The sequence below is a fragment of the Aggregicoccus sp. 17bor-14 genome (assembly GCF_009659535.1).
Classification (GTDB): domain Bacteria; phylum Myxococcota; class Myxococcia; order Myxococcales; family Myxococcaceae; genus Aggregicoccus.
On the sequence record NZ_VJZZ01000016.1, the window covers coordinates 125,420 to 145,258 of the forward strand.

The 19,839-nt window shown below is 74.3% G+C and carries 16 protein-coding genes; 11 read left to right on the forward strand and 5 right to left on the reverse strand.

The genetic code is table 11. From position 1 onward, the window contains the following. Positions 1 to 36 precede the first annotated feature (36 nt). Positions 37 to 1,305: a sorbosone dehydrogenase family protein gene (locus FGE12_RS25335; protein ID WP_153869175.1), complete on the forward strand. Its 1,269-nt coding sequence runs from the start codon at positions 37 to 39 to the stop codon at positions 1,303 to 1,305. An 11-nt stretch (positions 1,306 to 1,316) separates the two neighbouring features. Next, the gene (locus tag FGE12_RS25340; RefSeq protein ID WP_153869176.1) at positions 1,317 to 1,670 is read left to right on the forward strand and encodes a hypothetical protein; all 354 of its coding nucleotides are present in this window, start codon (positions 1,317 to 1,319) and stop codon (positions 1,668 to 1,670) included. On the opposite strand, the gene FGE12_RS25345 is transcribed toward FGE12_RS25340, so the two are convergent. The 4 genes from FGE12_RS25345 to FGE12_RS25360 all read right to left on the reverse strand — a co-directional run bounded on the left by FGE12_RS25345 (position 1,667) and on the right by FGE12_RS25360 (position 7,809). After that, entirely contained in the window at positions 1,667 to 2,644 is a 978-nt protein-coding gene (locus FGE12_RS25345; protein ID WP_194798262.1) for a lipid A biosynthesis acyltransferase, read from the reverse strand. The two genes, FGE12_RS25340 and FGE12_RS25345, sit on opposite strands and share 4 nt — an antisense overlap. Before the next feature lie 89 nt (positions 2,645 to 2,733). Continuing rightward, on the reverse strand, positions 2,734 to 4,101 hold the full coding sequence (locus tag FGE12_RS25350) for a hypothetical protein (protein ID WP_194798263.1): 1,368 nt from the start codon (positions 4,099 to 4,101) through the stop codon (positions 2,734 to 2,736). A gap of 1,079 nt (positions 4,102 to 5,180) precedes the next feature. After that, on the reverse strand, positions 5,181 to 6,755 hold the full coding sequence (locus tag FGE12_RS25355) for an SBBP repeat-containing protein (RefSeq protein ID WP_153869178.1): 1,575 nt from the start codon (positions 6,753 to 6,755) through the stop codon (positions 5,181 to 5,183). A gap of 121 nt (positions 6,756 to 6,876) precedes the next feature. Further along, positions 6,877 to 7,809, reverse strand: a complete 933-nt coding sequence (locus FGE12_RS25360) for an aldo/keto reductase (protein ID WP_153869179.1) — start codon at positions 7,807 to 7,809, stop codon at positions 6,877 to 6,879. 206 nt (positions 7,810 to 8,015) lie between these two features. Between FGE12_RS25360 and FGE12_RS25365 the strand changes: the two genes are divergently transcribed. Further along, complete coding sequence (locus tag FGE12_RS25365; protein ID WP_153869180.1) at positions 8,016 to 9,128, forward strand: PQQ-binding-like beta-propeller repeat protein; 1,113 nt, start codon at positions 8,016 to 8,018, stop codon at positions 9,126 to 9,128. Positions 9,129 to 9,142: 14 nt separating this feature from the next. Further along, complete coding sequence (locus FGE12_RS25370; protein ID WP_153869181.1) at positions 9,143 to 11,032, forward strand: carboxypeptidase-like regulatory domain-containing protein; 1,890 nt, start codon at positions 9,143 to 9,145, stop codon at positions 11,030 to 11,032. Between the two features lie 41 nt (positions 11,033 to 11,073). On the opposite strand, the gene FGE12_RS25375 is transcribed toward FGE12_RS25370, so the two are convergent. Further along, a complete protein-coding gene (locus FGE12_RS25375) occupies positions 11,074 to 11,841 on the reverse strand; it encodes a hypothetical protein (RefSeq protein ID WP_153869182.1) in 768 nt (255 codons plus the stop codon). Positions 11,842 to 12,106: 265 nt separating this feature from the next. On the opposite strand from FGE12_RS25375, the gene FGE12_RS25380 reads away from it, so the two are divergent. From FGE12_RS25380 to FGE12_RS25410, 7 genes are all read left to right on the forward strand, one after another. After that, a complete protein-coding gene (locus FGE12_RS25380) occupies positions 12,107 to 12,556 on the forward strand; it encodes a DoxX family protein (RefSeq protein WP_153869183.1) in 450 nt (149 codons plus the stop codon). 215 nt (positions 12,557 to 12,771) lie between these two features. Further along, the gene (locus tag FGE12_RS25385) at positions 12,772 to 13,152 is read left to right on the forward strand and encodes a response regulator (protein WP_194798264.1); all 381 of its coding nucleotides are present in this window, start codon (positions 12,772 to 12,774) and stop codon (positions 13,150 to 13,152) included. Between the two features lie 93 nt (positions 13,153 to 13,245). After that, positions 13,246 to 13,842: a dihydrofolate reductase family protein gene (locus FGE12_RS25390; protein WP_153869185.1), complete on the forward strand. Its 597-nt coding sequence runs from the start codon at positions 13,246 to 13,248 to the stop codon at positions 13,840 to 13,842. 21 nt (positions 13,843 to 13,863) lie between these two features. Beyond that, positions 13,864 to 14,943, forward strand: a complete 1,080-nt coding sequence (locus tag FGE12_RS25395) for an enoyl-CoA hydratase/isomerase family protein (RefSeq protein ID WP_153869186.1) — start codon at positions 13,864 to 13,866, stop codon at positions 14,941 to 14,943. After that, complete coding sequence (locus tag FGE12_RS25400; RefSeq protein ID WP_153869187.1) at positions 14,940 to 16,016, forward strand: glycosyltransferase family 4 protein; 1,077 nt, start codon at positions 14,940 to 14,942, stop codon at positions 16,014 to 16,016. The genes FGE12_RS25395 and FGE12_RS25400 overlap by 4 nt, the downstream gene beginning before the upstream one ends. A 103-nt stretch (positions 16,017 to 16,119) precedes the next feature. After that, complete coding sequence (locus FGE12_RS25405; RefSeq protein ID WP_228531085.1) at positions 16,120 to 17,283, forward strand: ferritin-like domain-containing protein; 1,164 nt, start codon at positions 16,120 to 16,122, stop codon at positions 17,281 to 17,283. Positions 17,284 to 17,537: 254 nt separating this feature from the next. Further along, complete coding sequence (locus FGE12_RS25410) at positions 17,538 to 19,676, forward strand: FUSC family protein (protein ID WP_228531086.1); 2,139 nt, start codon at positions 17,538 to 17,540, stop codon at positions 19,674 to 19,676. The last annotated feature ends 163 nt before the right edge of the window (positions 19,677 to 19,839 follow it).

Sequence of the window (19,839 nt, forward strand, 5' to 3'; positions counted from 1 at the left end):
AGGAGCATCCCCCCACGCCCCCTCCCGGAGTCTCCGATGCGCGCCCTGCTCCTCGCCCTGCTCCTGCCCGCGAGCGCCCTCGCCCACGCGGGCCACGTGCGCACGCAGGTGCTCCAGCCCCAGGCCGTGCACCTCACGCTGCAGCAGCTGCCGCGGCCCAACGCCACCCGCAGCGCGGACAAGAGCCCGGACGTGGTGGCGCCGCCGAAGGACGCGGTGCTCAACGTGCCCGAGGGCTTCCAGGTGAACCTCTACGCCGAGGGCCTCGAGCGCCCGCGCTTCATGGTGCTCACCCCCGAGGGCGACGTGCTCGTCGCCGAGAGCCAGTCCAACCGCCTCACCCGCCTGCGCGACGCGGACGGCGACGGGGTGGCCGAGCTGCGCGAGCCCTTCGCGGACCAGGACAACGGGCTGACCCTCCCGTTCGGCATGGCCTTCACCCGGGATGCCTTCTACGTGGCGAACACCTCGGGCGTGCGGCGCTACCCGTACGCGAAGGGGCAGGGGCGGCTGAAGGGGCAGGGCACGCAGATCGCCTCCCTGCCGGGCCGGGGCTACAACCAGCACTGGACGCGCAACCTGCGCGTCTCTCCGGACGGCAAGCAGCTCTTCGTCACGGTGGGCAGCGAGACCAACGTGGACGTGGAGCGGGCGCCGCGCGCAGGCATCCTGGTGATGGGGCTGGACGGCAGCGGGCAGCGCCTGTGGGCGAGCGGCCTGCGCAACCCCGTGGGGCTGGACTTCCACCCGCGCACCGGCGCCCCGTACGCCACGGTGAACGAGCGCGACGAGCTGGGCGACGACCTGGTGCCCGACTACCTCACGCAGGTGAAGGACGGCGGCTTCTACGGCTGGCCCTACGCCTACCTCGCGCCGGGCAACCTGGACCCGCGCCGCACGAAGGGCGGCAAGAGCGAGGCGCCCGAGCTCGCCGCGAAGACGCTCACCCCGGACGTGCTCTTCCAGGCGCACTCGGCCGCGCTCGGGCTCACCTTCTACCGCGGGCAGAGCTTCCCGCCGCGCTACCGCACGGGCGCCTTCGTGGCCTTCCGCGGCAGCTGGAACCGCGGCCAGGGCACCGGCTACAAGGTGGTGTACGTGCCCTTCACCCCCGAGGGCCGACCCGAGGGCGGCTACGAGGACTTCCTCACCGGCTTCCTCCTGGACCCCAATGGTTCCAACGGCCCCACGACGTGGGCGCGCCCCGTGGGGCTGCTGGAGCTGCCGGACGGAAGCCTCCTCCTGAGCGAGGACGGCAACGGGCGCATCTACCGGGTGAGCGCGAAGCCCGCGAAGGAGCGCTAGGCTGCGGCCCCATGAGTGACGCCGTGTGCGTGAAGTGTGGCAGCCGCAAGGACGGGGCCTTCGCCCCCTGTGCCGCGTGCGGCCTGGACCCCGCGGAGCACCGCGCGCTGCAGGCGAAGAGCCTGCTGCTGAGCGCGGCGCACGCGAGCCCCGCGGAGCTGGCCGAGGCCGAGCGCCGCCTCAAGGCCGGACAGCCCGTGGCCTACGCGCCCGAGCGGCTCGCGGCGCTGGAGGAGGAGCTGCGCACGCAGCAGACGCCGCTCCTGCAGCCGGCGAAGCGCGGCCTGCCGCCCATCGTGTGGCTGCCGGTGGTGGTGGCCGCGGCGGTGGTGTCCGCCATCCTCTACGCCTTCTTCTCGCACTAGGCGGCGGGGCCGGGCGGCGCCACCTTCCAGCGCCGGTGCAGCCACAGCCACTGCTCGGGGTACTGGCGGATGGTGCGCTCGAGCGCCGCCGTCACGCGCGCGGTGTGCTCCACCAGCGGCTCGGGGGTACCGGGCGGCGGCGGCGCGATGGGCCCCTCCACGTGCATCTGCACGTGGCCCCGCGCGTTGCGCACGCCCATCACCACGAACACCGGCATGCCCGTGCGCTGCGCGGCCACCGCGAGCGCGGGCGTGGTGGAGGCGGGGCGGCCGAAGAAGGGCACGAAGAGGGCGGACTTCGCCGGCAGCGCCTGGTCCAGCAGCATGTAGACGCACTCGCCCCGCTTCAGCGCGGCGTTCGTCTCCTGGATGGCGCCCTTGGGGTAGATGAGCCCCGCGCCCACGCGCAGCCGCTCCAGGGCGATGCGCGTGTTGAGCGCGCCCTTGAGCGGGCGCACCAGCGCGTTGAGCGGCACGCCGCGGCGGATGAGCATCTCGCCCAGCGTCTCCCAGTTGCCGAAGTGCGCCGTCACCAGCAGCGCGCCCTGGCCCCCGTCCACGTGCGCGCGCAGCCGCCGGAAGGCCTCCTCGCCCACCACCGGGTCCTGCTCCCAGCCCGGGTGCAGGCGCTCCCCGGTTCCGATGGACTCGAGCACCACGCGCGCCATGGTGAGGTAGGCGCCCTTGGCGATGGCCCGCCGCTCCGCCTCGCTCTTCTCCGGCAGCGCCTGCGCCAGGTTGTCCAGCGCCACCTTCAGGCGGATGCCCAGCGCGTACGCGAGCCCGCCCACGAAGCGGGCGATGGCGTCGCGCGTGCCGAGCGACAGCCCGCCCACGAAGTCCAGCAGCAGCCCCGCGAGGAAGCCCGTCACCCGTCCCGGGCGCGTGCCCTCGATGCGCCGCAGCTCCGGCGGTGGGACGACCTGGGTGGGCAGCGGCGGGGGCAGGGACTGGACGGGGGCGGGCGCGGACACGGGCGGCACTCCACCCGATAGGCCCGGACAGGGCAAGGACGGCCGAGGGGGTGCGCCTGCGCGGCGGGCGAGCGGGCGGGGCGCGCGCCCTAGTCCGCCACGGGCGCGCAGTCGTAGCGGGCCTCGGTGCGCAGCAGCAGCACGCGCCGCGCGCCCACCAGGTCCCACTCCTCGCGCCGCACGGGGCGCCCCGCGGCGTCGTAGGTGCTCAGGTGCTCGGTGTGCGTGTAGCTCGCGCCGCCCGCGCCCGAGGTCTGGCTCTGCACGTCCGTGCGCACGCTGCGCCCCGCGGCGTCGTAGTCGAAGACCTCCACCAGCGACGAGGTGTGCGCGCCCAGGGTGCGCTCGGAGCTGCGGCGCCGCAGCAGCCCCGCGGCGTCGTACTGGGCCGTGCCCACGGTGCGCGCGCCCGCCTGCAGGTCGTCCTCCTGCCAGTCCAGCAGCAGCCCGCGCGCGTCGTAGTGGCGGGTCCAGGCGGTGCGCGCCCGGGCGTCGTGGAAGGTCTCGGTGCGCGCTCCCTCCGGCGCGTAGGCGCAGCTCCAATCGCTGAGCCGCGCCGTGCCCCCCTCGGGCAGCAGCGCGTCGCTCACCACCGTCAGGGCGCGCCCCGCCGCGTCGTAGCTGCGGCGCTCGCGCGCGCCCGCCGCGCCGCCCGAGGGCAGGGTCTCCACCTGCAGGAGCCGCCCCTCGGCGTCGTAGCGGTACTCGGTGGTGGCCGTGGCCTCGCCCAGGGCCTCCGTCACCTTGAGCAGCTGCCCCTGCGCGTCGTACTCCGAGTGGGTCGTGCGGGTGAGGGGCTGCACGCTGCCGGGGCCGGCCTCGGTGTGCTGCTCCTCCACCACGCGGCCCGCGGCGTCGTAGCTGAGCAGCGCGAGCGACAGCCGCCCGTCCGCGCTCGTCCACGTCTCGGTGCGCAGCAGGTGGCCCTGCGCGTCGTAGTCCGAGTGCTGCGTCTCGCGCCCCTGGCCCCCGAGCGGCGTGCGGAAGGTGCGGGTGATGTCCGTGAGCCGCCCCGCGGCGTCGTAGGTGAAGCGCGCGCTGCGCGGCACCGGGCCCTGCTCCTCGACCCGCAGCAGGCGCCCGCAGGCGTCCAGCGTGCGCCGCTCGGCGCTCGCCAGTGCGCCGGCCGCGTCGAAGGCCTCGAGCGAGAGCAGCCGACCGGCCGCATCGAAGCGGCGCTCGGTGCGCGCGCGCACGCGCCCGTCCCCCTCGTAGACGCCCTCCTCGCAGGCGAGGCTCGCCGCGAGCGCGGGCTCGGACGCCGCCGCCGCTGCGCCGCCCTCGCAGGCCTCGGGCCGGGGACCTGCGTCCGGCGGCTCCTGCACGGGCGGCACCTGCTCCTGCGGCGTCGCGGGGGGAGCGGGCGCGGCGCCGGGCGCCGCGGCGCCACAGCCCGCCACGAGCAGCGCGAGCAGCACCCGCTGCAGCCCGCTCACGCCCCTCGCTCGCCCACCCATGCCTGCTCCCCCGCCCAGCCGCCCGGATGCTCCCGAGGGCCACATGGGCACGCGCCCACGGCAGGGCAAGGGGACCGCCCGGACAGGCTGGCGGCGCTGTGGCGCAGGTGACAGGGAGGGAGCCCTGCATGCACAGGTCCACGGGGCTGCGCGGGTCGGGTCTTCATCGCCCGGTGGACGGACGTGAGGTGCGTCGAGCGGCCGTCCTCTGCGGCACGCGCAGGTGCTGCTTGGGGCGCGCGGATTGTGGCGCGTCTCCGCCGCGGTGCCCCGCACGTCGCAGGCTCTTGATGGAAGTCGGGACCGGACGGGCACCTGTCGGGCCGGCCGAGCGCGGGCGGGTGCAGCCCTGCGAGGCGCTCCGGGGGGACGCAGGAGTGGCCCCTGCGGAGAGGGCCTCCGGGCGGCGCGGGAGGGGGCCTCCCGGGCGCGAAGGTGCGCGCTCCTGTTCTGAGATGTCGGGGGATTTCCGGAACAATTTTCATGGTTTGAGGCCCTGCTCGGCGCCCGCCGGCTCGTGGAAGGAAGCTTCCTTCCAGTCCTCCACCGTCTCCCGCCCGGACCTGGAATGGAGCTTCCGTCCGGGGCCCTTCCGGCGGTGCCCGGGGGCTGGACGGAACGCTTCGTCCCGCGCACCTGGGGCTCGTCCGGGGGCGGTCGGAACGCTTCGTCCAGCGCGCTTCGCACCTTGGCGGGGCGGACGGAACGCGTCGTCCCGCGCGGGCCTCGAGCGCCCGGACGGAAGCGACGGGTGCAGCGCGGGGTTCGCCCTCGCGTGACTCTACTTGGGCGCACCGGGAGGCGTGGCGTGCCGGCAGCGCGTGGCGCCGTGCGGGGCACTGCAGCTCGCCCCTGTCCCTCCCGTTTCCCAGGAGCCCGGGCAGAGCGCGCAGGTGGGGCGGCGGCATGCGCGCTCGCAGCTCGCTCTCCCCTGAGCCCCCGCCGGCTAGCACCAGCCCGCGGCCTCTGGACCGAACCGCGTGCTTCTCACGACTGCCCCTCTTCGGGCCATCCGGGAGGACGGCGCTGCCCGGAGCCGCCGTTGGAGGCAGCGACTCCGGGCAGCGCCGGGGGACGGCCTACGGCTTGGCGCCGTTCGTGTCGAAGCGCGCGATGAACCCGTCATCGCCGCCGCTGCTGGGCTGGCCGTCCACCTGACCGTCCGTGCCGCCGACCACGTACACGAGGTTGCCGTGCACGGCGACGCCCGCCGCCCACTGGTAGCCCGTGCTGCCCACCTGCTGCACCCAGCGGCGCGTGCCCTCGGGGGAGTAGCTCGCCACGAGCGCGTTGCCGTTGGCGTCCTTCGGCGCACCCAGCAGCTCGCCGTAGGTGCTGCCCGCGAGATACGCGTTGCCCTGCGCGTCCACCGCGACCGCGGAGACCTCGTCGTAGTCGGTGCTGCCCAGCTGCCGCGTCCACGTGCGCGTGCCGTTCGCCGCGTAGCGGGCGAGGTAGAGGTCCGCGTCGCCTGCGCTGCTGTCGCCCTCGAGCGCGCCGTAGGTGGTGCCGCTCAGGTAGAGGCTGCCGTCCGCCGCCACCGCGAGCCCGGAGACGTAGTCGTCCGCGGTGGAGCCCGTCTGCCGCGCCCACTGCGTCTCGCCCGTGGCGCCCGAGAGCTTCACGAGGAAGGCGTCGTAGCCGCCCACCCGCGCCGTCTCACCCACCTGGCCGCTGGTCTGGCCGGCGACGAACACGTCACCCTGCGCGTCCACGGCGAGGCCCCGCGCCCACTCGTAGGCGCTGCTGCCCACGGTGCGCACCCAGCTCACGGTGCCGTCCACCGCGTAGCGCACGACGAAGGCGTCCATCTCGCCGAGGTGCGTCTGGCCCTCGAGCGTGCCGTAGCTGTTGCCCAGCACCACCGCGTTGCCGGCCGCATCCACCCTCACCGCCGCGGCGTAGTCCCAGTCACTCGAGCCCACCTCGCGCACCCAGCCCGCCGCGCCGTCCTGCGTGTACTGGGCGAGGAACAGGTCGTAGCCGCCCTGGTTCGTCTGGCCCTCGAAGGCGCCGTAGGTGAGGCCCACCACGTACACGTGGCCGTCCGCGCTCACCGCCACGCCCTGCACCTCGTCGTACTCGGAGGTGCCCACGGTGCGCGCCCAGAGGAGGCTGCCGTCCGGCGCGTACTTGAGCAGATAGCCATCCTGCTCACCCAGGGCGCTGCCGGTCATCGGCACGTAGCTGTTGCCCACCACGTAGAGGTTGCCCGCGGCGTCCGTCGCCACGCCCGCGAGATAGTCGTCGCCCGCCACGCCCACCTGCTTCGTCCACGGCACCTCCACCTGCACCGTCACCGCGGCGCTGGTGGACTCGTTGCCCGCGGCGTCGAAGGCGTGGGCGGTGAAGGCGTGCGCGCCGTTGTTCGCGTGCGAGAAGGAGAGCTCCAGCGCATAGGGCGCCTCGGCGTCCTCGCCCACCTTCGTGGTGCCGTCGAAGAACACCACCCGCGTCACGCCCACCGCGTCGCTCGCGCTCGCCGCGAGCTGCACCGTGCCCGCCTGCGTGAGGTGCCGCGCGCTGGCCACCAGCTGCACCGCCGGCGCGCCCGTGTCCTGGCCGCCCGTCGTCTCGGGCACCGGCTCGTCGCCCCCGCCGCAGCCCACCGTCCCCAGCACGCCCACCGCACCGACCACCTTCGCCACGCTCATCCACTTCGTCGTCCTGCGCTGCATCTGCTTCCCCCGGAATGGTCCGCGGGGAAGGCTTTCCCCGAGCGGCGGGAGGGCAGATGCAGCGCAGAGCGTGACGCGCGCGTGACTCCGAAGGTGCCTACACCGGATCCCACCAGATGCGGCCCTTGCCCTGGATGGCCTCGGCCGCGCGCGCGCGCACCTGCTGCAGCTGCTCGGGCGAGAGCGGCGTGAAGCGGCTCGCCGCCGTGAGCGCCGCGTCCTGCTCGTTGGGGTGGCTCATCCCTAGCAATGCGACGTCCGGCGCGAGCGTGAGGCTGTAGCGCACGCACTCCTCCACCGAGAGGCGCGGCAGCACGGCCTCGGCGCCGTCCTGGCCTCCCGAGGAGAGCTTGCCGCGCGGGCGCAGCTGCAGCGGGCGGCTGTAGCCCTCGGTGTCCCCCAGCAGCTTGCCCGCCCCGAAGGTCTTGAAGCCCACCACGCCCACGCCGCGCGAGCGCGCGAGCGGCAACACCTGCTCGGCGTAGCGCCGGTCGCAGTAGGGGCCCAGCGGGAACATCACCACGTCGCAGAGGCCGGACCCGAGCGCCTCCACCAGCACGTCCGGGTGGTGGCTCGAGATGCCGCGAAAGCGCGTGAGCCCTGCGTCCCGGCACGCGCCCAGCTGCGCGAAGCCTCCGCCGGGCGCCGCGAGCGCCCGCCACGCCTCGAGCGTGGACACGTTGTGGAAGGCGAAGAGGTCCGCCTGCGCGAGCCCGAGCCGCGCGAGGCTCGCCTCCACTTGCGGGCGCACCGGCTCCTCGAGCAGGTCCACCTTGTCGATGACGAAGACGTCCTCGCGCCGCACGCCTCGCAGCGCCGCGCCCACCAGCCGCTCGCTCAGGCCGTCCTCGTACATGGGCGCGGTGTCGATGACGTTGAGCCCCGCGGCGAGCGCGCGCTGCAGCGTGGCCACCTGGGTCTCGAAGGCCCCGCTCGCGTCCGCGAGGTCGCCGATCCCCACCGCGGTGGCCGTGAACCCGGTGCGGCCGAGCCGGTGGACGGGGGCAAAGCGGGGCAGGGGCGGGGACATGGGCGCTCCACGAGAAGGGGGTGGCCCTCTCTTGGGGCCGGGTGGGGCGCTTGACAGCAGGCGGCCAGTCAGGCGAGAGGACGCCCCACGGCCGCTGCCCAGGGGGGAGTCGGTGGCCGGGACGGAGCCGGGACAGGCGGTCACGCCCGCGTCACGACCTGCCGTCTAGACAGACGCTCGAAGCCTCCCCCCTCGAGCCCCCTGTCATGTCCCTGCGCCACCTCCTGCTTCCCGCCCTCCTCCTCCTCGCCGCCTCCGGCTGCGCGGAGAGCGCGCCTCCCGAGGCCTTCCTCAGCCTGCCCGCGGCGGACGCAGTGGACCGGGTGGATCCGGCCACTGGCGCGCAGCTGAGCCACACCGTGGTGGGCAAGCTCCCGCACACGCTCGTGGCGAGCCGCGACGGGGCCCGCGTGTACGTGGCGCTCACTGGCTCGCAGGCGGTGGCGGAGCTGGACGCGCGCACCGGCGCGCTGCTGCGCACGATGCTCACCGAGCCCGTGCCGGAGCGCCGCGCGGACGGCACCCTCATCGAGGGCCACGCCGCGCGCAACGCCTTCGCGCAGACGAGCTGCTTCGCGTGCCACGGCCAGGCGGGGGACGCGGCGAAGCCGGCCGTGGTGGGCAGCCGCCCCTTCGGCCTGCTCCTGAGCGAGGACGGCACCCACCTCTTCGTGACGAACCAGCGCACGGGCACGCTCGCGCGCCTGCGCCTGGACACCGGCGCGCTGGAGCAGCTCACGCGCCTGGCGCCCACGGGCGCCGCGAAGGAGCCCACCGCGATTGCGCAGCTCGGCGACAGCCTCTACGTCACCGTGCTGCCGGTGCTGCCCTCCACCGAGCCCGCCGTGGTGCGCCGCCTCAGCGCGGATGGCAGCCAGGTGCTCTCTGAGGCGCCCACCGGTCCCAACGCGGGCACGCTGAACGCGGACCCCGCGCGCGGCGCGCTCTACGTGAGCCACTTCGAGACCAACGCCGTCTCGCGCCTGGATGCCGAGGGGCGCGAGCTGCAGCGCTACACCGTGGGCAACGGCCCGCTCGGCCACGCGCTCGCGGACGGCGCGCTCTACGTGGCCAACTACTACGACAACTCGGTGTCGCGCGTGGACCTCGCCACTGGCGCCGTCGCGAGCGCGGCGCTCGAGAGCGAGGGCCGCCCGCTGCCGAACCCCACCCACCTGGCCCGCCACGGCGACGCGCTCTACGCGCTGTCCAGCGGCACCCAGGGCCACCTGCTCACCCTGGAGCCGGACACCCTGCAGCTGCGCCGCAGCGTGGACGTGGCCGGGCTCCCCTTCGACCTGCTGCTCGTCTCCCCGTGAAGAAAGGCGTCGCGATGAAGTCACTCACCCTCTCGCTGTCCCTCCTGCTCGCGCTCACCGCCTGTGGCGGCGGTGGCTCGGGCGAAGCCTCCGTGGGCCCTGGTACCGTCACCGGCCTCGTCACCGACGCGTTCACCGGCGCGCGCCTGAACAACGTGAAGGTGGAGGTCGCGGGCCAGACCGTCACCACGGACTCGGCCGGCCAGTTCACCGCGGAGAAGCTCCCCGAGGGCCCCGCCGTGCTGCGCTTCACCCGCGAGGGCTACGCGCCCGGCTACGGCAACGCCACCGTGGGCGCGGACGGCGACGCGGTGCTCGTCACCCTCAAGCCCGAGGGCAACCGCCAGGCCTATGACCCGGGCCAGGCCGGCGAGCTGCACACCACCACCGAGGCCGGCCCCTACGCCGTCTTCTTCCAGCCCAACACGCTGGACACCGCCGACAGCGACCTGCACGTGGCCGTGACGCCGGTGGACCCCACCGTGGAGAGCGCCGTGCTCCCGGGCCGCCTGCAGACCACCAACGCCGTGCTGGTGCCGCTCACCTTCGCGGAGTTCAGCATCTACGACAGCAGCGGCAAGATGGTGAACCTCAAGCCCGGCACCGAGGCCATCGTCGAGCTGCCCGTGCCCCCCAGCCTGCGCGGCCTGGACCAGTACGCGCTGGGCCAGACCATCCACTGCTACTCGTACAACCCGAAGACCGGCGCGTGGGAGGACTTCGTGGTGGGCCAGGTGGTGAAGTCCAGCATCGACGGCGTGACGCCGGTGGTACGCGCGAGCATCAAGCACTTCAGCTGGTACGGCGCCGCGCCCGAGAGCGACGACTGCGTGGACCTGGTGGTGAAGGTGGTGGACGCGGACGGCAAGCCCATGAAGAACGTGCGCGTGGACGCGTACCCGGGCGGCACCGCGCGCACCGACGAGAACGGCCTCGCCACCGTGGTGGCCCTGCTGCAGGGCGAGAGCACCTTCACCGCGACCCGCACGTACATCGACACGGACGGCTCCGTCTCCGGCATGAAGGGCGCCAAGGTCATCGACATCGGCCGCGTCACCACCGAGCTGGTGGGCCTGGTGAAGAAGAGCTGCCGCACCGGCGCGCTCACCGTGGGCACCGGCAGCGCGCACGCCGCCGCCCTCACCGGCACGAAGGAGAACCCGCTGGCCATCACCCTCGCCCCTGCGGGCCGCGTCAGCTACAAGGTCTCCGCGTACCTGCAGCCGAGCAGCAGCAGCGACACGAGCACCGGCAGCATCGTCGCCATCCTCTACGAGAGCCTCCCGGACGGCCAGGACGGCGACGCGGTGTCCGGCGCGAAGCTGCGCCTCACCGGCGCCGGCCAGAACGTGGCGCTCACCGACCTGGGCTCCGGCTCCGGCGTGTACCAGGCCCAGCTGCCCTACACCCCGGGCGCGCGCTACACGCTGAGCATCGACGCGGACGGCAACGGCTCCGTGGACGGCGCGGGCAGCGTGACGGCGGTGGGCAACGTTCGCTTCACCAGCCCCACCCAGGGCGCGAGCCTCTCCTCGAGCAGCTTCGTGGCCAGCTGGGCCCACGACTCGGGCGCGCAGGCGAGCGGCGCGGGCATCCTCTACTACGTGAGCATCGGCCGCCAGGACACGGCCACCGACACGGACCCCACCTACCTGGACTACGCCTGGTACGTGGGCACCGACCGCCAGTTCACGCCCTACCGCCTGGAGCTCACCGGTGAGACGAGCCAGACGCGCCTGTCCCCCGGCACCTACAACGCCTCGATGATGGCCTTCAGCGGGCCCTACGGCGCCGCGGCCAACAACAACTTCACCGTCACCCCCAACATCAGCGGCACGCTGGTGGGCGGCGAGTTCTACTCCTTCGGGACCTCCGAGGAGCTGACCTTCACGCTCACGCCGTAGCACGCACTCGCCCCCGGGCGAGGTGAGGGAGCCGGCCTGCGCTACCGCGGGCCGGCTTCTTTCTTTTCGGAGGCCTGCGAGTCGAAGGTGTGGGCCTCGCCCTCGGGCCCCAGCTCGTACGACCAACGCGAGCCAGGCGTGCCCACGAAGAGCGCGCGCAGCTCCGGGTAGAGCATGAGCAGCGCCCACTCGGTCTCCACCGGGCCGGGGACGAGCACGTGCGTGTGGGAGTGCGCGGCGAACGTCCCCTCGGGAGTGGCCTCGCGCAGGTCCACCGGGATGATGCTCTGGTGCAGCGCGACCTCCTCACGCAGCGTGCGGCCGTCCGGGCTGAACTCGAAGCGGAAGTCGCCGCCCAGCAGGTAGAGGCCGGGCTCGTGGAAGCCCTGCATCACGTAGACGGTGAGCCTGCCCTCCTCCTCGTAGACGACGGGGTTGAGCTGGCGGCGCCCGTGCACCTCGGCGGCGCGCTCGGTGGCGGCGCGCACGGCGCGCGCGAGGGGGCTGAAGTCCTCGGGCAGCTCCGCGAGGCTGATGCCGCTCATGCGCTCGGGCACGGCGCGCAGCGCGCGGAAGGCGTAGCCGGGGGTGAAGTGGCCGCGCTCGTCCAGCTTGCCGAAGACGGCGTACCAGCTGTCGCCGCGCGGCACGGTGAGGAACATCTGCAGGCGCGAGTCGTCGCGGTCGGTGGTCTCGAGCAGCAGGTCGGTGGCGCGGATGGCCGCGCGCTCCGCATCCGCGATGTACATCGCGCGCATCCGGATGCGCGCGATGGCCTCGTCCGAGAGCGGCGCGGTGTCGGTGGGCACGCTGGGCGCCTTCGGTGCCGAGGCCTGCGGTGCGGGGGCAGGCGGCGCGTGCGCGCAGCCGGCGAGGCACAGCAGCGACGCGGACACTGTGGACCGGAGAGCGCGCATGGACGGGAGCCTACGCCCACGCGAGCAATCTCCGGGAGAGGGCCCCGGGCGAAGCCGTCCCCTCTCCCAGGGGAGAGGGGACGGCGGCGCCGGCGTTCCGCCATTACCTCTTGTCGCTGCGACAGCTAATCTGGCCCGCCCTCCAGGAGGTCTCCCCATGAAGCGCTTCTTCACTCCCGACCTGCTCACCCCCCGCGCCTCGCTCGGCCTGCTCGCGCTGCGCGTGCTCCCCGGCATCGCGCTGATGAACCACGGCTTCGGCAAGATCCAGCACCCGTTCAGCTGGATGGGCCCGGACGCCACCGTGCCCAGCTTCCTCCAGGGGCTCGCGGCCCTCTCCGAGTTCGGCGGCGGCCTCGCGCTGGTGCTCGGCCTGCTCACGCCGCTCGCGATGCTCGGCATCCTCTGCACCATGGGCTACGCGGCCTACGTGCACATCTCCGGTGGCGACCCCTTCGTGGGCTTCCCGCGCAGCTGGGAGCCGGCGTCGCTCTTCTTCATCATCGCCCTCACCGTGCTGCTCGCGGGGCCGGGCCGCTACTCGCTCGACGCGCTGCTCTTCGCCCGCCGCGCGCCCGAGCCCCTCCCCGAGACGGCCCTGCGCTGAACGGGTCCCCGGGGCCGCACCCCTCGGCGCGGCCCCCTGGGTCACCCGCCACTCGGCCCTGCAGCCGGGCGGCGGCGTGAAGCACTGAGCCCTCGGCTGCGCATGGGCCTTGGCAGCCGGGGGAATCGAGGCCACTCTGCCCCCGGCGTTGCCGGAGCGCGCGCTCCAGAGAGGTCGGGACGGACGTGCTGAGAGGACAAGGAAAAGGGCTGCCGGTGCTGCTCGTCGAGGACGAGTCCGCCCAGCGAGGCTCGATCGCAGAGGCCCTCACGCTCGCCGGCTACCGCGTCTTCGTCGCCGCCAACGGGCGCGATGCGCTCTGGCACATGGGCCAGGTGCCGCGCCGGCCCTGCGTGCTGGTGATGGACCTGGACATGCCGGTGATGACGGGGCCGGAGCTGCTCGCGAACCTCGAGAAGCAGGGCAAACTGGAGGACTTCCCCACCATCGTGGTGACGGGCACGGACGTGCCGCCGAATCTGCCCGCGCGCGTGGTGCTCAAGAAGCCGCTCAAGCTGCAGGACCTGCTCAGCGCGGTGCACGAGCTGCACGGCGCCAGCGCCGCGCCCGCGAAGCCCGCGCCCGGCGACGAGTAGGCCCCGACGAGGGCGTGTCGATCCCCGGGGTGCCCGTTCGTCGTCTCGGTACGAACCCCGAGCGCGTCACCCCGCGTCGAAAGGACCCCCTCCATGTCGAAGCTCATCGCCATCATGTCCATGTCGCTCGATGGCTTCGTCGCCGACTCCCACGACGGCGTGGGCGAGGTGTTCGGCTGGTACATGGGCTCGGGGGACGTCGAGTTCGACGCCGGCGGGGCGGACGCGATGACCTTCAAGGTGTCCGCGCCGAGCGCCGAGCACCTGCGCGGCCTCTGGTCCGAGCTGGGCGCCGTGCTCACCGGCCGGCGCACCTTCGACAAGGCCGAGGGCTGGGGCGGAAACCACGCGTGGGGGCCTGCCTTCGTCCTCACCCACCAGGTGCCTGCCGGCTGGCCGCGGCCGGGCTCGAGCGTCCACTTCGTCACCGACGGTCTCGAGAGCGCCGTGCGGCAGGCCAAGGCGGCCGCCGGTGCGAAGGCGGTGGGCGTGCACGGCGCGGACACCATCCAGCAGCTGCTCAACGCGGGCCTGCTGGACGAGCTCCACATCGACGTCGCGGCGGTGCTGCTCGGCTCCGGCGTGCGGCTCTTCGACCGCCTCGCCCGCACGCCCGCTGTGCTCGGCAACCCGAAGGTGACCGCAGGCGTGGGCGTGACGCACCTGCGTTACCCGGTACGCAAGGCGTAGTCCCTCTGGTATCGGGGGGCCATGACCGACACCGTGCGCTTCGAGCTGCGCGGGCCCCTCGGGCTCGTCACCCTCAGCCGGCCCCGCGCGCTCAACGCGCTGGACCTGCCGATGTTCCTCGCCCTGCGCGCGCAGCTGGACGCGTGGGCGGAGGACGCGCGCGTGCGCGCCGTGGTGCTGCGCAGCGACAGCGAGCGCGCCTTCTGCGCTGGCGGTGACGTGCGCTCCGTGGCCACCGCGGCGCCAGACGCGCCCGGCGAGCCCCTGGTGCGCGCCTTCTTCCGCCACGAGTACGGGCTCAACCACCGCATCCACCACTACCCGAAGCCGGTGGTCTCGCTCGTGGAGGGCGTGTGCATGGGCGGAGGCCTCGGCCTGAGCGCGCACGGCAGCCACCGCGTGGTGGGGGAGCGCCTGGTGCTCGCGATGCCCGAGACGGCGCTCGGCTTCTTCCCGGACGTGGGCGGCGGCTGGTTCCTGCCGCGCTTTCCCGGCGAGGCGGGCACCTACCTCGGCCTCACCGGCGCGCGCGCGAACGCGGCGGACGCGCTGTGGCTCGGCTACGCCACGCACCACGTGCCCTTCGCGCGCTTCGAGGCGGTCATCGCCGCGTTGGCCGAAGCGCTCGCCACCCCGGACGCGCGCCCCCCCTCCGCGCACGAGGCCGTCACGCGCACGCTCGCCGCCTTCCACCAGGAGGCAGGGCCCTCGGCGCTCGCCGCGGGCGCCGCAGACCTGGACCGGCTCTTCGGGCACACCCGCGTGGAGCACCTCCTCGAGGCGCTCGCGCGCGAGCCCGGCGAGTGGGCCGCGCAGACGCGCGCGACGCTGCTGCGCATGTGCCCCACCAGCCTGCGCGTGACCCTGCGCCTGCTGCGCAGCGCCGAGGCGCGCCACTACGACACCGACGTGGTGGTGGAGTTCCGCCTCAGCCAGCACCTCGCGCGACGCGCGGACTTCCGCGAGGGCGTGCGCGCGGTGCTCGTGGACAAGGACCACGCCGCGCGCTGGAGCCCCGCGTCCCTCGCCGAGGTGAGCGACGCGGACGTGGACGCGCTCTTCGCGCCGCTGCCCGCGGGCGAGGAGCTGCGCCTCTCGTGAGGCTCGTCTTCGTCGGCACGAGCAAGGGGGCCCGCGGCACCGAGACGCACCTGGTGTGCCTCGCGCGGGCGATGGCGCAGGCAGGCCACGAGGTGCTCACGGTGGCGCGCCCCGAGGGCTACATCGCGCGGGAGCTCGCGCAGAGCGGCCTGCCCGTGGAGCCGGGCATCTTCCGCAACGCGGCGGACCCACGCGGGGTGCGCGCGGTGCTGCGCGCCGTGCGGCGCCTGCACCCGGACTGGCTCGTCTCGAGCTTCGGGCACGAGTACTGGCCGGTGCTCGCCGTGGGCCGCCTCACCGGCACGCCCGTGACGCTCTTTCGCCACCTGAACTCGCCCCTCAAGCCCGCAAGCCGCCTGCTGCTGCCGCGGCTCGCGCAGCGCTTCGTCTCGGTGTCGCGCTCGATGTGCGAGCACATGCAGGCCCAGGGCATCGCGCGGGAGCGGGTGCAGCTGCTGTACAACCCGCTGGACCTCGAGCGCTTCCAGCCGGACGCGGCCCTGCGCGAGGCCTCGCGGGCGGCGCTGGGGCTCGCGCAGGAGGACGTGCTGGTGGGCTTCGTCGGCTCGCTGGACACGGCGAAGGGGGCCTTCCGCCTCGCCGAGGCGCTCAACGGCGCGATGCCCGAGGCGCCGCGGCTGCGCGCCCTCTGGGTCGGGCAGGAGAGCGCCCACGCGCGCCTGGAGGCCGTCATCGCGCCCGGGCTGCGCGCGCGCCACACGCTGCAGGGGTGGAGCGCGGACGTGCGGCCCGCGTACGCCGCGATGGACGTGCTGGCCATGCCCTCGGAGTGGCTCGAGCCCTTCGGCCGGGTCTCCATCGAGGCGCAGGCCTGCGGGGTGCCGGTGCTGGCGAGCCGCGTCGGAGGGCTGCCGGAGACGCTGCAGGACGGCGTGACGGGGCGGCTGCTACCGCCGGGCGACGTGGCCGCGTGGCGCGACGCGCTGGTCGACTTCGCGCGCATGCCCTCCGAGGCCCGCCGGGAGCTGGGGCGCGCGGGCGTGCGGTTCGTCGCCGAGCGCTTCGGCGCCGCGCACATCGCGGCCGGGTTCGCGCAGCTGCTGCAGGGCTGAGGCCGCCCCCGTACCCGGGTACGATCCGCGCGACAGCGCCCCGGGGCTCGACGCAGATTCTCCCTGCAGCAGCGCAGGGGCGCTGCGCAAGGAGCGCCGGGTCATGTTCGACAGGCTGATGGGCAAGCTGCCCGCGCGGGTGGCGGCGCAGGTGGATGCGTGGCGCGAGACGGTGGAGATCCTCGGCTCGGTGAGGAGCCCGCGGGTGCTGCGCGCGCTGGGGCCTCCCGGGGTGCGCGGGCTGGTGCTGCACCGGGGAAAGCAGGGGGTGCCCACGCGCATCCGGGCCTCGCACGAGGCGCACTTCGACTGGAGCTACCCCGCGGACCACCCGGAGATGGCGGCGCTCTACCGCCACGCGAAGGCGGGGCAGTGGAACGCGGACAGCCTGCCGTGGAGCACGAGCGTGGACCCGCTGAGCCCGGAGGTTGCGCTGCTGCCGGAGGGCTTCCTCGACTTCGGCCTGCTGGAGAAGCACGGCGTGCACCTCTCGCCCGAGGAGCGGCGGCGCCTGCTCGCGAGCATCGCCACCTGGCTGCTGAGCCAGTTCCTGCACGGCGAGCAGGGCGCGCTCTTCGCCGCGGCGCAGGTGACGGAGGCGGTGCAGTTCTTCGACGGCAAGCTCTACGGCGCCACGCAGGTGATGGACGAGGGCCGGCACGTGGAGGTGTTCCACCGCTACCTCGAGCAGAAGCTCGGCAAGCTCTACCAGGTGAACGACAACCTCTTCGTCATCATCGACTCGCTGATGAGCGACTCGCGCTGGGACATGAAGTTCCTGGGGATGCAGATCATGGTGGAGGGGCTCGCGCTCGGCGCCTTCGGGATGCTCTACCGCCAGACGCAGGAGCCGCTGCTGCGCGAGCTGCTCAAGCGCGTCATCCGGGACGAGGCGCGCCACGTGCACTACGGCGTCCTCGCGCTGCGCGAGCAGTTCACGAAGCACCTGAGCGAGCGCGAGCGCCGCGAGCGCGAGGACTGGGCCTTCGAGGTGGCGCTGCTGATGCGCAACCGCTTCATGGCCTACGAGGTGTACGACGAGTGGTTCGCGCACCGGCTCACCCGCGCGCAGTGGCGCGAGGTGGTGCTGGGCAGCCCCGGGCTGCAGGAGTTCCGCCAGGCGATGTTCAGCCGCCTCGTGCCCAACCTGCGGGAGATCGGCCTGATGAGCGCGCGCGTGCTGCCGCGCTACGAGGAGGCGGGGCTCATGCGCTACTTCCACGGCGCCGCGGCAGACCGCGTCAGCGCGAGCCAGCTGCTCGAGTAGGCCGGGGTGGGGTGCCGGGTTCGGCACCGTGAGCCCGCGCGTCGCGCTTCATTCTCGCCCGGAGGGAGCGCCCTCGCGGCCCGGCCGCAGAGCAGGCAGCGCATCGTGGAGGGCGTGCGGGTCAGAACGCGGGGGCGAACACATCCTTGAGGCAGTCGCGCCCCGCGGCTACCCCCACTCCCATGCACCGGCTCCTGCGCCATCTGCGGTCACTCGTCCGCCTCGGTCCGGGGAGGCCCGCGGTGTGGGCGGGCTTGAGGGCGGCGCTGGCCACGGTGCTCCCGCTCGTGGTCGCCTCCCTGCTCAGGCTGCCGGCAGCCTCGTGGGTGGGGCTCGCGGGCTACATGGTGACGCTCGCGGACAAGGGCGGCAGCTACCGCACCCGCGCGCAGACGCAGGGGGCCCTCGCGGTGCTGGCGGCGCTGGCGGTGGGGCTCGCGGCGCTGGCCGGGGGCAATGCGGCGCTCTCGGCGCTGCTGGTGCTCGCGTGCGTCGTCGCCGGCAGCTTCGCGCGCTGCTACGGCGAGGCGGCGGCGGGCGTGGGGCGGCTGGTAGGGGTGCTGATGATCATCTCGCTCGCCACGCCGGTGGACACGCTGCAGGCGGCCGGCACGCGGGCGGGCTTCGTGCTGCTGGGCGGGGCGTGGGCGATGCTGCTCGCGCTGGGGCTGTGGCCGCTCTACCCCTACCGCCCGGCGCGCCGCGCGGTGGCCGAGGTGTACCGGGTGCTGGCCTTCACGGCGGAGGACCTCGCGCGCCGGGTGGCGGTGGACGCGGGCCCCTCGAGCTGGTCGGCGCACGCGGCGCTGCGCCACGCGCGGCTGCGGCCCACCATCGAGGCGGCGCGCACGACACTCGCCGCCACGCGCCTGGGGCGCTCGGGGGAGACGGGGCGCGGCGAGCACCTGATGGTGCTGCTGGAGGGCGCGGACCTCACCGGCACGGTGCTCATCGCGCTCGCCGAGGCGATGGAGTCCGCCGAGGGCAAGCCCGCGTACGTGCACGCGCGCGCCGAGGTGCACCGGCTCACCGAGGCGTACGGGCGCATGGCGCGCTGGGTGGTGCGGGCGCTGGAGCGCGAGCAGGACGAGGTGGAGCCGCGGGTGCCGCGCCGCGCCTCGGAGACGCTGGTGCGGCGCGCCGAGGTGGAGGAGCAGGCCGCGTTCTCCGGCGTGCGGCGCCACCCCTCGGGGCCCGTGCCGGGCTACGTGGCGGCGCTGCTGGACACGCTGCGCTCCTACGCCTCGGTGGCGTACGAGACGGCGGCGGGGCTGCTCAGCGGGCGCCCGCCGAGCGAGAGCGGGCGGCACGCGGCGGCCGGGGCGCCGCGCGTCGGACGCAAGAGCCTCCTCGCGCCGCTGAGCGACCACCTGGGCCTGGACTCGCCCATCCTGCGCCACGCGCTGCGCGTGGGGCTGATGACCAGCTTCGCAGTGCTGCTCACGCACGCGCTGGGGCTGGACCACGGCTACTGGGTGACGGTGACGGTGCTGGTGGTGCTGCAGCCCTATGCGGCGAGCACCGAGGAGCGGGCGCTGCAGCGCGTGGTGGGCACCATGGTGGGCGCGTGCGTGGCGGCGCTCGTCGCCACCTTCCTGCACGCGCCCTTGCCCCTGCTGGTCACCATCTTCCTGCTCTCGGGCACGGCGGTGGCCCTGATGCCGCTCAACTACGGCCTGTACCAGATGACCCTCACCCCGGCCTTCGTGCTGCTCGCGGAGATGAGCCTGCCGGGGCACCACCTCGCGGGCCAGCGCATCCTCAACACGCTGCTCGGGGGCGGGCTCGCGCTGCTGGGCACCTGGGTGCTGTGGCCCAGCCCCGAGCGGCGGCGCTTCCCGGACTTCGCGGCGGCGCTGCTGCGCGCGGATGCGCAGTACCTGAGGGAAGTGGCCGCGAGCGCGGGCGCGGCGGATGCGCGGGTGCGCGAGTCGCGGCGGCGGATGGGCAGGGCGCTGCTGGAGGCGGAGGCCTCCTTCCAGCGCCTCGCGGCGGAGTACCACGGGCCGCCCGCGGCCTTGGAGCCGGCGATGGCGCTGCTCACGTACGCGCGGCGCTTCGCCGCGGCGGTGACCACGCTGAGCGTGGAGCGCGGGGCCTCGAGCGCCGAGGTGCTCGAGCCCATCGCGGGCGCGGCGGGGCAGGCGCTGGAGGGGCTCGCGCAGTCCTTGAGCGAGGGGCGGCCGCCCGGGCCCCTGCGTCCGCTCGCGGTGCCGGCGGCGGCGCGCGGCGATGCCTTCTACGCCACGCTGCTCGAGCGCGTGCCGCGGCAGCTCGGCGTGCTGCACGGCGCGGTGGCGCGGCTCACGCGGGAAGTTCCCCTGCAGCGCCGGAAGCTGGATGGAGACAGCGCGAGGAGCGCGAGCGGTTGGAGCCTGCGCTCGCCCTCATGAATTGGAAGGCAGCGGGTTCCCCCGTGTCCCCTCTCCCCCTGGGCAGGGCAAACGCATCTCAGGTCGAGGGAAGTCCGCCCTTTAGCAGGTGCAGGAGGTAGGCGTCGTTGCGGGCCGCGTGCGCGCGTTTGAGGGCGACGCCGAGGCGCACGCTCTTGTCCTG